At 60.2% G+C, this 13,975-nt stretch carries 10 protein-coding genes; 5 read left to right on the forward strand and 5 right to left on the reverse strand.

Going from position 1 to position 13,975, the window contains the following annotated elements:
- Positions 1-3 precede the first annotated feature (3 nt).
- The 4 genes from G9C82_RS11680 to G9C82_RS11695 are packed head-to-tail and all read right to left on the reverse strand — an operon-like array spanning position 4 to position 4,456.
- A complete protein-coding gene (locus G9C82_RS11680; RefSeq protein WP_127014179.1) occupies positions 4-1,635 on the reverse strand; it encodes an ATP-binding protein in 1,632 nt (543 codons plus the stop codon).
- Positions 1,632-2,273, reverse strand: coding sequence for a hypothetical protein (locus G9C82_RS11685; RefSeq protein ID WP_127014180.1), 642 nt, complete (start codon positions 2,271-2,273; stop codon positions 1,632-1,634). The genes G9C82_RS11680 and G9C82_RS11685 overlap by 4 nt, the downstream gene beginning before the upstream one ends.
- A 3-nt stretch (positions 2,274-2,276) precedes the next feature.
- Positions 2,277-3,341: a hypothetical protein gene (locus G9C82_RS11690; RefSeq protein ID WP_127014181.1), complete on the reverse strand. Its 1,065-nt coding sequence runs from the start codon at positions 3,339-3,341 to the stop codon at positions 2,277-2,279.
- A gap of 2 nt (positions 3,342-3,343) precedes the next feature.
- Positions 3,344-4,456: a hypothetical protein gene (locus tag G9C82_RS11695; RefSeq protein WP_127014182.1), complete on the reverse strand. Its 1,113-nt coding sequence runs from the start codon at positions 4,454-4,456 to the stop codon at positions 3,344-3,346.
- Between the two features lie 1,436 nt (positions 4,457-5,892).
- On the opposite strand from G9C82_RS11695, the gene G9C82_RS11700 reads away from it, so the two are divergent.
- Complete coding sequence (locus G9C82_RS11700) at positions 5,893-6,678, forward strand: hypothetical protein (RefSeq protein WP_127014183.1); 786 nt, start codon at positions 5,893-5,895, stop codon at positions 6,676-6,678.
- A gap of 40 nt (positions 6,679-6,718) precedes the next feature.
- Here the strand turns inward: G9C82_RS11700 and G9C82_RS11705 are convergent, their stop codons facing one another.
- Positions 6,719-7,723 (reverse strand): phosphate uptake regulator PhoU, encoded by a 1,005-nt coding sequence (locus G9C82_RS11705; RefSeq protein ID WP_004958590.1) that lies wholly within the window; start codon positions 7,721-7,723, stop codon positions 6,719-6,721.
- A gap of 332 nt (positions 7,724-8,055) precedes the next feature.
- On the opposite strand from G9C82_RS11705, the gene G9C82_RS11710 reads away from it, so the two are divergent.
- From G9C82_RS11710 to pstB, 4 genes are read left to right on the forward strand one after another with little or no spacing between them, the layout of a single operon-like run.
- Positions 8,056-9,207 (forward strand): PstS family phosphate ABC transporter substrate-binding protein, encoded by a 1,152-nt coding sequence (locus G9C82_RS11710; RefSeq protein ID WP_127014184.1) that lies wholly within the window; start codon positions 8,056-8,058, stop codon positions 9,205-9,207.
- 60 nt (positions 9,208-9,267) lie between these two features.
- Complete coding sequence (gene pstC, locus G9C82_RS11715; RefSeq protein ID WP_004958585.1) at positions 9,268-10,389, forward strand: phosphate ABC transporter permease subunit PstC; 1,122 nt, start codon at positions 9,268-9,270, stop codon at positions 10,387-10,389.
- A complete protein-coding gene (pstA, locus tag G9C82_RS11720; RefSeq protein WP_127014185.1) occupies positions 10,386-13,040 on the forward strand; it encodes a phosphate ABC transporter permease PstA in 2,655 nt (884 codons plus the stop codon). The genes pstC and pstA overlap by 4 nt, the downstream gene beginning before the upstream one ends.
- Positions 13,033-13,974, forward strand: coding sequence for a phosphate ABC transporter ATP-binding protein PstB (pstB, locus tag G9C82_RS11725; RefSeq protein ID WP_007189283.1), 942 nt, complete (start codon positions 13,033-13,035; stop codon positions 13,972-13,974). Before pstA ends, pstB begins: the two co-directional genes overlap by 8 nt.
- Position 13,975: the final 1 nt, after the last annotated feature.

Below are 13,975 nucleotides of genomic sequence, written 5' to 3' on the forward strand. Positions count from 1 at the left end.
TGATTACGCCCCCGAACTGTCGTCGTTCTCCGCGACGGCGGCCAGTTGGTCGGCTAGTGACCCACTGCCAATCGAGAGGTCTAGCCGCTCGGCCTGCTCACTGACGTAATCGCGCATCGCCGGATATCCTTCCAGAGCGTCTGCTTCGTCCCTGACGCTGGTGACGAACTGTCGTACCGTCTTCGGCTGGTGGTCCTCCAGACGGCCAAGCAGGTACGCTGTGTCCGGTGTGACTGGCTCTCTGGAGTCGTCTATCACGCTTCTGATGAGGTCGCGTTGCAGGTCGGTACCCAGAACACGGTCGGCAATCTCGGCTGGCGTATAGCCGATAGAGGCGTCACCAAGCTGGTCATAATCGATGTTCGCGTCGCCGTTTGCCGCTTCGAGACTAGCGAGCTCCTTCTCCCAGACCTGGCTCATCACGGCCTGGCCCGGCTGAGGGATGAACTGCTGAAGCGGGAACCGGCGGCTCGCTGCCGGGTCAATGGTAAACGGCATGTTCGTCGCACCGATGACCAGCAGATTGTCTTCCATCTTGTCGGTGTCCATCTCCTGCAGGAACGCGTTTGTCAGGGAGCGCTCGTGGCGCTGGAGGTTGTCGTCGCTTCGGTCCGGAATAAGCGTCTCTATCTCGTCGAAAAAGAGCACTGCGAACCCATCCTGTGCGGCCCGGTGGGCCTCCTCGAAGACGGCTTCGACGCGGCGCTCAGCTTCACCTGGATACCGTGAGAGAATGTCGCCGCCTTTCACCGGGAGGAACTTCACGTCGCCGTACTCATCCTCAATGTTCGTGTTGTTGGCCGCTTCGTATGCGATAGCCTCCGAGACGAGCGTCTTCCCACAGCCCGGCGGACCATACAGGAGCATACTACCGCCGCGTGACGCGAAACTCTCGCCGTAACGGTCGCTCACCGCCTGCTTTGTCTCAGGATCGAACAGCGCCAGCAGCATCCGGGCCGTCTCCTTGACTTCGTCGAGGCCAGCCACGTCCTCCTCGAAGCTCACGGTCGGTTTTTCGGGTGTGACGTCGATGTCGACAGCCATCTCACCCTCGTCGCCCGACTGTCCACCGCCCGATCCGGGGGGACCACCCGGCGTGGGACGGCCGTCACCCCTGCCAGCCCGTTGTCCGCGTTGCTGGGCCTCGCTCGCGTCGACGAACTCGATTTCGGTGCCGTCTGTGACAACCAGGGTTGTGTAATTGTACGGCTCAAGCTCGACCACGTCAAAAGGCACGAGCGACCCGCCCACGTCTGCGACCTCCTCGATACCGCGGTGGAGGAGGAAGCGGTCACTCTGCAGGGCTGATCGAAGCCGGTCTTCATTACCGTTTTCGAGGTGCAGCGTGGCTTTTTCACAGTTTGCCACCTCGCTGAGCCCGACATCTGTGTGGATCCGGAACGGGACGCCATGGTTGATGCCACCGAACAGCTCCGCGGCGTTGTCGTGGAGATACACCGTGTTCTGGAGGTCGGTGCTCATGACCTCCTGCTCGGGGTCGACGTAGAAGTACCCCTTCGTGTTCTGGTGTTCGACCGCGATGATGTTCGACGACCCGACCTTCCGCTTCTGGATGGTGATGTGGGACGTCGGTCGGTCCGACTTGGTTATCGGGTTGAGATTCAGCGTGCTCATAGTTCAGTTCTTGTGTCGGAGAGTTGCTCTATCGTCCACGTAGCGAACTTGGCGGATTTGTCTGACGGCCGTGTGTATAGCCGGTTGAGTCGCTCCTGTCTGGCGAGGTGCGTCTTCAGCAGTGTCTGGGTCTCTTCAAGCGTTGCAACGATACTCTGCCAGATTCGCTGGGCGACCGGAGTCGACGATAGCCTCTCAGTTCGGGCAACTACGCGCTCACAGTCTGCCGCCGTCTCGTCGAGTCGGTTCAGGAGCAGTCGGAATACAGGACGCCAGTTCTGTCCAGTCGCGTCATCGGTCCCTAGCGGGATCAAAAACACCGGTCCAACGGCGCTGACCCGGTCGGTTCGAACGGCCTGTTCGCGGAGTGAACTGTCGAGTGCGGCTCTGTCCAGCGACCCCATTTCGTACAGCCGGTTAAGCAACGTCGGCACAACCTCGTCGCTACGGTCGGTGCCGGCGTGCGTCACCGGTAGCGGCGTCCCGGCCGCAATGAGCGCTTCGAGCGTCCCGAGAGTTGATAACTGGGCTAACCCCGTCTGACGTACTGTACCCGGGCTGAGTCGTCGCTCATCGAGGATGGCCTCGGTTTGACGGTTTAGCGACCGCGCACTCCCGACGAGCGACTGAGCCTGCATCTCTCAAGTTCCTTGCTCGTAGCCAGTCGACTCCACGTCGGTACCGGCGTCCTGAGTTATCGAGTCGGCGTCGCCCATCTCCTCAACTAGCGACGACGCGAGGCTGATAGTATCTTCTTCTCCCATTCTTTCCTCTGCGTCCGCAACACCGGCGACGGCCGCAGCCACGTTTGAGAGGTGTTCAGCCATCTCCTTCGCGTCCTCGTAATTGATGTGTTCGTTGACCTGATACACCTTTTTCAACCGGTCGAGCTGAACTTGAAGCGATCCCTGTGTGTCGTCTAAGTTCGCAACGTGCATTGACAGCTCCTGAGTCATCTTCTGGATTTCCTGGTCAAGATCGCTCGTGTCGCTGACCGAGTCTATCATCGACTCGAGGTGGAACAGACGGTGTTCCAGACGTTCGTATTCGGCCTGCTCGCTTGCACTCAGGTCAGATTTGTCGAGCTGCCCACCGTTCGTAAGGTTCATAACGCGCTGGGCAACCTCCTTTTGCTTGCGCTCGTACTCCTCCATGCGCTCTGAGACGTCGATTTGGCCCATCTGCTGTCGGAGCTCTTCTTCGACCTCCTCCACGGTGTCGATTGTCTCCTGTATCTTCGTTGTACAGCCCTCGATGGCCGACATCCAGTTGAGCAACATTGCGGTGTCGTCGTCGGAATCGCCCCCCTCTGCGGCGAGGTCGGCGAGCGATTCCGGGTCCGAGAGGATGACGACCTCCGAGCCGTCTTCATTCAGGACGCTGTTGTCGATGAAGTAGTCGATGATAGCCTCGGCCTGCTGTTCGGATTGTATTGATACGGGGGACTCCTCGGCGTTTGCCAGCGTCCGGATGGCCTCGTCGCGGGAGATTGTGCCTCCAGTGTCGGCTTCGAGATTCAGTGCATCAGAGAGGTCCTGCTGGATGAGACTCTTGATGACATCCCGGAAAGTCGCCTCTAGTCCCTCTGTTTCCTCTAGTTCCCCCGAAAACCGAACTGGCTCCTCGTGTTCGCTTTTCGGCTGGGCGACGATGTAGCGCTGTCCGTCCTGTTCGATGACGTTGAATTCAGTGTAAGTCTGTGGCATTATTATGCATCACTCTCAGCGGAGAATCGCTGGTCGACGAGCGAATCGAACTCGGCGCTGATAGCCTCTCGAACGTGCTTGTTAACCCTCTGGGCGTCGCTGACTTCGATCGTATTGATATCTGGCTGTCCGTGGTCGTGGTAGTCACTCGGCGTCGCTAGCTCATGCTGACTCTCGATATCATCGCGGAGTTGTTTGGCCCGTCGCGCTACATAACTCTCGAACTGTTCCGTGTCGATGACCAGCTCTCGGTTCACTTCGAGGCCATGTTCGTCGGCAACCTCGCTTCGGACGGCCGCGACGAGATTGTCTGCATCCTGCCTGCTGAGGTGTGGTAATACGTCAAACAGTTCATCAACTTCGTTTCGCAACACCTGTTCGAACTCGGATAGCGGCAATACGCCAACATCGCCGAACTCGGCGGCGGCGCTGTCACCGATTTCTGTTGCCAGATGGGCCGCGTACTGGTCAATCGCGTTCTTGACAAGATACTCGCCGTCGAGGTCAGCGATGAAGTCGTTCTTCTCTAGGAACCGAATGACGTCGTTCGTGGCGGCGACATCTACGACTGTCTCCAGATCAGTGTGTGAAATTGTCCCGTGCTTTGCTTCCTCCTGCAATCGGGAATCAACGCTTGCGTCGCCGGATGTTTCGTCTTTCAGCCGCGGCCCGCTGACAAAGTAGTCGCGGTCACCTGCAGCGATACGCTGGACGTAATTCTCGCGTTTGAGTTCGTCGGTGAAAAAATCCACATCGGTCGGAGCGATGTCGAACCGCGACTCGATTGTCTGGGTGTTCACTACCAGATCGTACGTAAAGATACTCTTGAGTTCGTCGCTAACACGACTGCCTTCGCGCGTTTCGAACGGATCGTAGTAGTAGACACCGCTCCGACGGCGTTCGAACGGTGAGATATCGTCCTCCGCGATATCCTGCAGTGTCCCCTCGATATCGGACAGCGACAGGCTTCCGGCTTTTGTCAACCCCGTCTCGGAACTTTCGTACTCTGTTTGTATCTGGTCTTTGTGATCGTTTACGTACAGGAACCCGAAGTTGTCGAGCGCAATGTCCCGACATATATCCTGTAGCGCTTCCTCATCGACGGGACGTATCATATATGAAAATGTACGGCTCGGTTAGTAAATGTTGTCCTGAAACTTTCCCATCCAGGCACTTTCTTGTCGGATGTTGTCTGTTTCCGATGTAGGCATATCGCTCATTCAGTGTTTAGGTGGGAAAGGTGGTTTCACACACCTCCACCATCAACAACAGTTGACCTATCATTCCCAAGATTGTACGACCAAAAATAGTTGTACAGCCAGAATTAGCGTCGAACCACCCTTGAATAATAAATAGTATGACATATTATAATAGTAGTACAGATATTATTTCACGCCCATAACTACGCAGTTACGCGCTGCTGAGACATCTTCGGACCGCAGTGTGGATGCCTGATTTTCTGGAGCCCCGAGACGCCCATTGTAATTCTAATCTCGAGACACGAACGTAGACTGACCTTTCCGAATCATGTATGATAGAAATGAAACCCAACGCCCCATATCACCATCAACACCGCCGAAATGAGAAGCATTCCACTGATTTGATTCGGAAGAGCGACCCCGGTGATGCGGGTAAACACGTTGCCAGCTACGTGTGATAACTCACGAAATGACGGGAGAAACGCAGTAACGTGCTCCACTAACAGTGCTCCCGCGACAAGCGATATCAGGTGCCCTCCCACATGTGAGCCGCTTGATTTTGTTGCCACACATGAATGATTATGGCAATCAGACAAAAATGTTAGCGGCTCCTCCTCCGCTAGTCGCTCGATCGGTCGTTCCTCTTATATTATCTCCCTGTGCATATTTTAATATGGAACGGACATTTATAATATTAGATAAATCTCAGATCTCTACGAATATACCTATGTAGACATATTTGACGCCAATTCTGTATAAATACCTTGTAGACTGTACCATCTGTCCTTTTAACATACCCAAGCACGACATCACGGGAACGAGATGTGGCTATCACCGGCGGTTCAATATCGGGCTACAACAACAATTGAAACGGTTCACACACTGATTGCACTGTTGTCGTGCGATCAGGTGTGCATTGATTTTCAATGGCTACTATTGGGTCTGCTGAAAGTGTGGGTAGTGAGGGAGAGAATTACCAGTAGTGGGCGCCAGAGATCGCCTGTCCCAGTGGAGGTAACGACTAGATAGATACCGTTGCGACTTCGTGGGTCTGTGAGCCTGCCACCGAATTGTGTAAAAACTGTGCGGCGCTGTATCCTTCCCTACTCGCGCCTCCTATTCGGTCGGTGCTGGCTGAGGAAGGGGGCTTAGCGCCTCAATTCAGCTAAACACAACGGTTATTCACTGCTAGAGAACTGGCTCCTGAAACCGCTCGAACTCCGATAGTAGCACGGCCTGCCGAGTTTGTCCCGATCTGCCTGTTGGCTGCTCAGCGATAGCAGTACTGTCGACTATATAGCGAACATATAAAATACCTATACGACGACAGCAAACACTTCGGCTGAGTGTCCGTGTCTACCACCGAGACAAGCCAGCCGCGGATCGAGCAGGCGCTCGCTGTCGTTCAGCGAGAGACCGACTGCATCGAGGCTGAACTGGCGGCGCTCAGGCGTTTTCGGACCCAGATGGTATCTATTGAGCCGACGGCCCAATCCGCGGGTACCGTTGACACCTCTGGGGGTGGGATGTCGGCATTCAGTGCCCGGCAGCCGAAACCCGATACTAGCCTGCGTGCTGTCCGGGAAGCCTACCGCGAGACGGTCATGGCTGTACCACATTTCGAAGCCGAGTACGACGACTCGCTAGAAGCGAATATGTCGATGGAGTTCAGCCCGGAACTCGGCACGCAGATCGCCACGGGAACGCGCTTGACGGCGCAGTTGTACGGGGCACTGTTGACTGCAAGCGAGGGGGCGCGCGACGAACGTGAAATGTTGCTCCCGGCGCTCGAACGCGAACGGGAGTCATTACAGTCGGTGCAAGCGACGCTTGATGACTGCGAACGCCGTGCAGCTGCACTCGGTGCGAACGCACGCCGCACAACCGACCCGGCGCGGCTCAACACTATCGACGACCAGCTTGCTGAAATTGAAGCTAACTGTGAGGCGGCGGCAGCGACCCGCCAACAGCAACTCCACAGCCGGTCGGCCGCCGCTCTCTCCGGTGTTGACGGGACCAGTCTCGTTCGGTATCTCTACGACGGCTGTCCGGTGACGTGCCCGGCGCTTGTTGACACCGTCACGTGCCTCGATACGATCAGGCGGCATCGTCGTCACTGTATCGTTTCGACAAGCTAAGGTCGCAGGACGGCTCTCTAGTTTTTGCCGTGCCGAGTGATCAGGACTGCGGTCGGGGCGCGGCCTTCTGGAGGGCGCTTTCAGCAATGTTGCCGCCGTAGTCGGCGGTCCGGGACAGGGAGTCGACGATTAGGCCCAGAACCTGAGCGCTCTGTGGGTCGAACTCGCGGATCTGGCCATCGACTTCGCGGGCAGTCTCGTCGACATCGGGGATCTGGCTACGGGCTCCGTTTGCCAGTTCGACGGCCTCGTCGGAGTCTTCGGTCAACAGGGCGTCCATCGCAGTCTCGGGGACTGCAATGGCCTCGGCTTCCAGCTGATCGAGAAGCTCGGCTGTTTCGCCGGTGATCTCCCCGATTTCCTGGGAGAGGCTGGCGATCTTCGTCGCGTGGTCGGCAATACGCTCTAGCTGGCGGGCGCTGGACTGGAAGTCGAAGACGGTCTCGCGCGGGAAGCCGATCTCGTTAGCTGCCGTTGGGTTTCGGAGGACGGTGCGGAACACGCGCGAAACCATGTACCAGAGGCGGTCCACGTCGTCGTCGCGTTGCATCACGTCCGCCGCGAGGTCGTCGTCGTCCTCGATGAGCGCTTCGACAGCGTCGGAGAGCATTGTCAACGAGACCAGCCGCATACGCGTGATCGCGTTGTGGACAGACAGCTCCGAGGAATCCAGCAGGTCCTGCAGGACGACCCGGTCGGTCGTTTCCTCAATCATCTCCAGACCGACCAGCCCCTGTGTCGCATCACGGATGATGCGTCGCTGTTCGGCCGTTATCCGAGTCGCTTCGAGCTGGATGATGTCGAAGCCACTGACATACATCGTCATCACCGCTCGCGTGAGTTCGTGCCTGTTTTCGAGTCCCTCCACGTCGAGACTCCCTTCTACGCGGCCGTTGTCCCGCTGTGGAGCGAGCAGCAGCAGGTCCCGCTCAGCGTGGAATTCGACGACGCTGCCCGCGCTCACGTCGTTTTCTGTCGCCCACTCTTTGGGTAGTGAGACGGTGTATGTCGACCCGCCCGTCACCTGGACCTTGCGTGTCTCCATGTGACTGACACTCGTTCATGCGATGATATAAATCCACTCATATCTATATACTGTATTGGAGTTCTAATATTTGGGGACATATTCGCCGGCTGGACGCCGACTCTTCGGCAATTTTTGCTGGCAGTGGCGGCGAAGACGGCTAACACGCCGAGATACATAATTATCCTTCATATTCGACGTATTTGGGTACTTGGAGGCCTAAATCAGACGAATAAGCTATTATATTCACACCTGTTTGCGAGTGTTTGTCATACTAATTCTATATAGTAGTAACCCAATAGATATAGCTATCTTAGCAGATTACTTATTAGCTGTCCTGTTGGCTTCTGTTGATGGCGCACGACTCAAACGGGCTGTCAGAGTTCGTATCGCGGCGGAAATTTATCGCAACGACAGGTGCGACCAGTATCGCTGCGATCGCCGGTTGTTCCAGCGGCAGCGGCGACTCCGAGTCGGACGGGAGCTCCGGCGAGAGTGCGGACACCGAAGCGGTGTCGACGGAGATGGAAGCGACCGAAAGCACCGACGAGGGCGGTAGCTCCGGCGGTACCACCGCACTCGAATCCGGTGGCTCCTCGACGGTGTACCCTATCGCCAACACCGCGGCCTCGTACTGGAACGCAAACCGGCCGGCCAGCGACAGCGAGTACTGGCCACACGGCGAGTACGATATCGACACGGGAAAGAACCTCGCGGACTACTGGGGCGGTCTCTACGGGTTCGAGGCCGGCGGCGAGGACGGGCCGCCGTTCCAGTTCACTGTTGGCCTCTCTCACTCTGGGACCGGCGTCGAGAAGGTCATGAACGGCCAGAACGACATCGGGAACTCCTCCGGGAACGTTGAGGACGAACTTCCGGACCGTGACTCCTACGACCAATTCATCGACCACGTCGTCGGTGTGGACGGCCAGCCACTGGTCGTCTCCCAGGAGATCGCCGATGCCGGCGTCGAGCAGATCACCGGCGACCAGCTCAAAAGCCTCTACAAAGGTGAACTCACCAACTGGAGCGAACTCGGCGGCCCGGACCGCGAGATTCAGGTGCTGGGCCGTGTCAAGGGCTCCGGGACGCGAACCTCCTTCGTCTCCAACGTCTTTGGCAACCCCGAGGAAGACACCAGCGTCGCCAACCGTTACGGCCAGAACCAGCGCCTCGCACAGGCTATCGCACAGGCCGACAACGCTATCAGCTACCTCGCGCTGGCGTTTATCGACACGGACGGCCTGGCCCCCGTCGGGCTGGAGTGGGAAGGGACGACCTACAGCTATCAGGACGACGAGAACGGCCTCGACTCAACGGCATACCCCCTCTCGCGTGACCTTCACATGTACACGTGGGAAGGCACCTCGAAGAAAGAGGCCGCGGTCATCAACATGATCCTGTCTGACTTCGGTCAGGACACCTTCGTCGCGCCGAACAACTACTTCAAGCTCGGCGCACGCCGCCGCGAGGAAGAGCGCGCCAAGCTCCCCGACCAGGTGTAATCGCCCACGGCTCGGACCACATCTGACAGTTATCGGCCGTGTCGGTCGATTTTCCATACTATGACAGAGGATATACCTACAACGGAGGGCGAGGCGGTGTCGGGCGGGGATAGAGTCGACGGGTCGACGCTCGCCGTCGTCACGATAGCGACGACGCTGGTGGCGACGATTCTTGTCTTCCTGTTTCGGCCGGCGCTGGCGTTGCCCATGCTGCTGGCATTCGTGTTTGTCACGGCGGTCGGCTGGGTCACCTATCAGGCTGAGGTTGCACGCCTACTCACGCTGGTTGCGACGGTGCTAACGGTGTTGACCGTCGCGTTCATCACGTTCTTCCTGTTCGCAAGCGCACTGCCAGCGTTTCTCGAACGTGGACTTGGACTGCTGTTGATCCCGGAACAGGGCGGGAACGCTCGCTGGTTCTTCTGGCTCGAATCCGTGCTGCCGTCGGACTCGACCTACTGGAACCCCCTTAGCGGGGCGTACTCGCTGATACCGATGATATGGGCGACAGTGGTCGTAACCATCATCGCGGGTGCGGTTGCGGGGCCGCTTGGCCTGTTCGGCGCGCTGTTCATCGCCGAGGTCGCCAGCGACCGCCTGCGGGAACTGATCAAGCCCGGCGTGGAGATTCTGGCCGGCATCCCTTCCATCGTCTACGGGTTCATCGGCTTTCAGGTGTTGAACGGCTTCATTCAGACGAACTTCCTCGATGACGGGGCGAGCTTCCTCATCGCGGGGATCGTCGTGGGCGTGATGGCGCTCCCGACAGTCGTCTCCGTCGGCGAGGACGCTCTCTCCAGTGTCCCCCAGTCGATGGGTGACGGCTCCGTCGCCATGGGCGCGACCGAGTGGCAGACGATGAAGAGCATCTCCATCCCGGCGGCGTTCTCGGGCATCTCCGCGGCCGTCATTCTCGGCCTGGGTCGAGCCATCGGCGAGACGATGGCCGTCGCCGCGATCATGGCCTCGGGGACACAGTTCGCCGACCCACTGTTCGACATCTTCGACGCGAACGCGACGCTGACCAGCCTGATCGCGACCCAGTACGGGAGCGCATCCGAGAGCACCGTCGACGTGCTGTTCGTCGCCGGCGTCATGCTGTTCGTCATCGTCGCCGGGATGAGCATCGTCTCGCAGTACATCGAGCGGCGTATGCAGCGGAAACTGAAGGGGCAACAATGAGTGACGCCTACGCGACTACGGACCGACTCGTCAGTGCGGACTCGAACAGCTACGACCGGGGACTGGATACGGCGATCGCACTGAGCGTCGTCGGCTTCACGCTCGGACTCATCACGCTGGTGAATCTGGTCCCGCCCGGTGCCAGTGGCAGTGCCCTCACCACGGCGCTCGGGACGCTACTTGCTGTCGTCGTCGGCGCGGTCGGGATCACCGGCCTCGCCTCCTACACCAACGTCGTCCCGGTCACCTCACAGCGAGTGCGCGGCATCGGGCTGGGCCTCGTCGTTTCGACGCTTGCGCTGACCGCGCTTGCCGCGGTCCTTCCCGTGACGATGGCGACGCTGCTTGGAACCGTGTTGCTGGCCGAAGCGCTGGCGATCACTGCCGCCGGTGTCTCCTCCCGACTCGAACTCGTGGACACGGAACCGAACATGAGCGCCGGGCTGCTCTCCGGCGGCGCGCTCGGCGCGGTCGGCCTTGCTATGGGGGCTGCCATCGGCGGTGCGCTCACCAGTGCCGGCTCACTTCTGTGGCTCGTCGGGGCTGTCGTCGCCGGCGTCGGGCTGTTCCTGCTGGCAATTCTCCCTCGCGAGGACCTTGGTTCGACGCTCCCGACAGCCATCGTGGTCGGCGCGCTTGGGCTGACAATCGTAACCGGCACCATCGGCGTCGGCTGGCAGTGGAACCCGCAGACCCTCTCCGGTGGCTTCACCGGCGGCGCGGTCATCCCCGTGTTCCTTCTGGTCGGGACGCTCCTGTCGGCCTGGTCGGCCGCCAAGTGCCGGGCCGGGTTCGGCGCTCGGGGCCGGGAGTACGGGGCCTTCCTCGTAATCAACCTCAACGCCTTCCTGATGGTGGCTGTGATGGCGACAATCGTCGTGTTCGTGACGTTCAAAGGCGTCGGCTATGCCTTCCACGGGCTCTCGGTCGGTGCGCTGACCGCGCTGGTCCTCCTGACGCCAGCCCTTCTCGCCGCGGTCCAGTTCGCTCGCACACCTGCGGGCACGAATGACTGGAACAGCGGCGCTCGACAGCTATTCCGGCTCCTTCCGCTGGCAGCGGTCGGCGCGCTCGCCGCGGTGCTCGTGAGCGTGCTCGTCACCGGGTCCCCGCTACGCTACTCCTATGCCTACACTGTTCAGGTCAACCGACAGGGACAGGCACTCGATACGGCATTCGCGGTGACCCCTGACACGACAATCGGAACGCTACTGCTGTTCGCGCCGGCGGCGCTGCTCGCAGTCACCTTCTTCCGTTCGTTCGGTTCGCTCCGAAAGGTCGGGACACAGTCCGAGCGGGCCGGCTCGATTCGACAGGCCGTCCCGACCGCGGTTCTCGCGCTCGTCGTCCTCACCGGCTTCTTCCTCGTTTTCGGCCCCGCTCCGTTCGGCCTGCCGCTCGGCGAGACGCTCGGCTTCGCCGCCGTCGCCGCCGGGTCGGTCGCCGCGGGCGGTCTCGCAGTCTACCCGCTTGTCGGCGTGCTCACAAGCGACGGGCCGACGCTCGCGGACAGCGCACAGTCCGAGGCGCCGCTGTTCACGCTGGGTGTGTTCGGCGGACTCGGGCTGTTGCTGGCCGCGCTGTTGCTCCAGCCAGTCGCCGGCATCAATCCACTGGTCGGCCCGGTGAACCTCGTGCCGGCAATCGCACTCGGGGCCGCGGTGGCCTCGCTCGCACTGGCAACGCTCACGACCGTCGCAAAGCGGTCCAGCGAAGAGACGATCACCCGCCGGCTCCTGACCGAGGAGACGCGACTCGGACTTGTCGGCACGGCCGGCTTCACCGCGCTCGTGGGCCTGCACGTGGCCGTTACCGGCACGTCATTCAATGTTCTCGGCGTCTCCATTGCCAACGAGGGGAGCCTCTCGTGGCCGATGGTGATGCAGGCCTACATCCCGCTGGGGGCCGAGCCCGGCGGTATCATGCCTGCCATCATCGGCACGGTGTGGCTGGTCGTCGGTGCGACGCTGTTCGCGGTCCCGCTGGGTGTCGGTGCAGCGGTGTTCCTCACTGAATACGCGGAGCAGGGCCAGTTCACCGCACTCGTCGAGATCGCGACGAACGCGCTCTGGTCCACGCCGAGCATCGTCTTCGGCCTGTTCGGGGCCGCGTTCCTGATTCCGCGGCTGGGCGGCGACGAGTCCCTGCTGGCCGGGATGCTGGTGCTCGGGTTCATGCTCTTGCCGCTGGTGCTTATCACCTCGCGGGAGTCGATCAAGGCCGTCCCCGACGAGTATCGTGACGCCAGCGCAGCGCTGGGTGTGACCCAGTGGGAGACCATCAAGAGTGTCGTCCTGCCGGCGGCGATGCCGGGCGTCATCACCGGTGTCATCCTCGGCGTCGGCCGCATCGCCGGCGAGACTGCTCCGCTCATTCTCGTCCTCGGGTCGACGCTGAACGCGACGGCTGCCGTCGATGTCATCGGCGGCTTCCGCTTCGTATCGGGGCCGCCGTTCATCGCCAACGACGCCTTGCTGACGGCCTCAGCGTCGCTACCGACGCAGGTGTGGGCCGTTATCGCGGCCGGGGTGTCTGGGTCGCCACAGATGGGGTGGGCGACGGCGTTTATCCTGCTGATGGTTGTTCTGACGTTCTACGCGGTCGGTATCACGGCGCGGACGTACTTCCGGAGGAAACTCAACTATGAGTGATAGCATCAACACGGAGCCGAGCACGGACACGCAAACGAACGGCGAACGGACGGTCGAAACCACATCGCCGAGCGCTGAGACGACGGCCGGTGAGAGCGAGGAGCAAGTCCGCGACGAGTGGCGGCACTACGAGTTCGACGGCGACACGAAGCTCTCGGTCGAGAACCTCGACGTGTGGTACGGCGACGACCACGCCCTCAAGGACGTCTCGATGGAGATCCCGGAAAACAGCGTCACGGCACTCATCGGCCCGTCGGGCTGTGGCAAGTCAACGTATCTGCGGTGCCTGAACCGCATGAACGACCGCATCAAGGCCGCCCGCATCGACGGCTCGGTCGAGATGGAGGGCACCGAAATTTACGACCCTAACGCCAACCTCGTCGAACTGCGCAAACGTATCGGAATGGTGTTCCAGTCGCCGAACCCGTTCCCGAAATCCATCCGGGAGAACATCTCCTACGGTCCCCGCAAACACGGCGACATCAACAAGGGCCTGCTCGCGCGTCTGTTCGGCCGCGACGACACGGAACAGGAGGGCGAACTCGTTGAGCGGTCGCTGAAACAGGCTGCCCTGTGGGAGGAGGTCAGCGACCGCCTCGACGACAACGCGCTCGGTCTCTCGGGCGGCCAGCAACAGCGGCTCTGTATTGCCCGTTGTCTGGCTGTCGACCCTGAGGTCATCTTGATGGACGAGCCGGCGTCGGCGCTTGACCCCATCGCAACGTCGAAAATCGAGGACCTCGTCGAGGAACTGTCGAAGGACTACACCGTCGTCATCGTCACCCACAATATGCAGCAGGCGGCCCGCATCTCAGACCAGACTGCCGTGTTCCTCACCGGTGGCGAACTCGTCGAGTACGACGACACGGACAAGATCTTCGAGAACCCCGAGAGCCAGCGTGTCGAGGACTACATCACCGGCAAGTTCGGGTAAC

Source organism: Haloarcula sp. R1-2, assembly GCF_011627385.1.
Lineage (GTDB): Archaea > Halobacteriota > Halobacteria > Halobacteriales > Haloarculaceae > Haloarcula > Haloarcula marismortui.

Bases quoted from the DNA above. Each gene is read 5' to 3' on its own strand.
- G9C82_RS11680 (WP_127014179.1), bottom strand. From the start codon at position 1,635: ATGAGCACGCTGAATCTCAACCCGATAACCAAGTCGGACCGACCGACG.
- G9C82_RS11685 (WP_127014180.1), bottom strand. From the start codon at position 2,273: ATGCAGGCTCAGTCGCTCGTCGGGAGTGCGCGGTCGCTAAACCGTCAA.
- G9C82_RS11690 (WP_127014181.1), bottom strand. From the start codon at position 3,341: ATGCCACAGACTTACACTGAATTCAACGTCATCGAACAGGACGGACAG.
- G9C82_RS11695 (WP_127014182.1), bottom strand. From the start codon at position 4,456: ATGATACGTCCCGTCGATGAGGAAGCGCTACAGGATATATGTCGGGAC.
- G9C82_RS11705 (WP_004958590.1), bottom strand. From the start codon at position 7,723: ATGGAGACACGCAAGGTCCAGGTGACGGGCGGGTCGACATACACCGTC.
- G9C82_RS11710 (WP_127014184.1), top strand. From the start codon at position 8,056: ATGGCGCACGACTCAAACGGGCTGTCAGAGTTCGTATCGCGGCGGAAA.
- pstC (WP_004958585.1), top strand. From the start codon at position 9,268: ATGACAGAGGATATACCTACAACGGAGGGCGAGGCGGTGTCGGGCGGG.
- pstA (WP_127014185.1), top strand. From the start codon at position 10,386: ATGAGTGACGCCTACGCGACTACGGACCGACTCGTCAGTGCGGACTCG.
- pstB (WP_007189283.1), top strand. From the start codon at position 13,033: ATGAGTGATAGCATCAACACGGAGCCGAGCACGGACACGCAAACGAAC.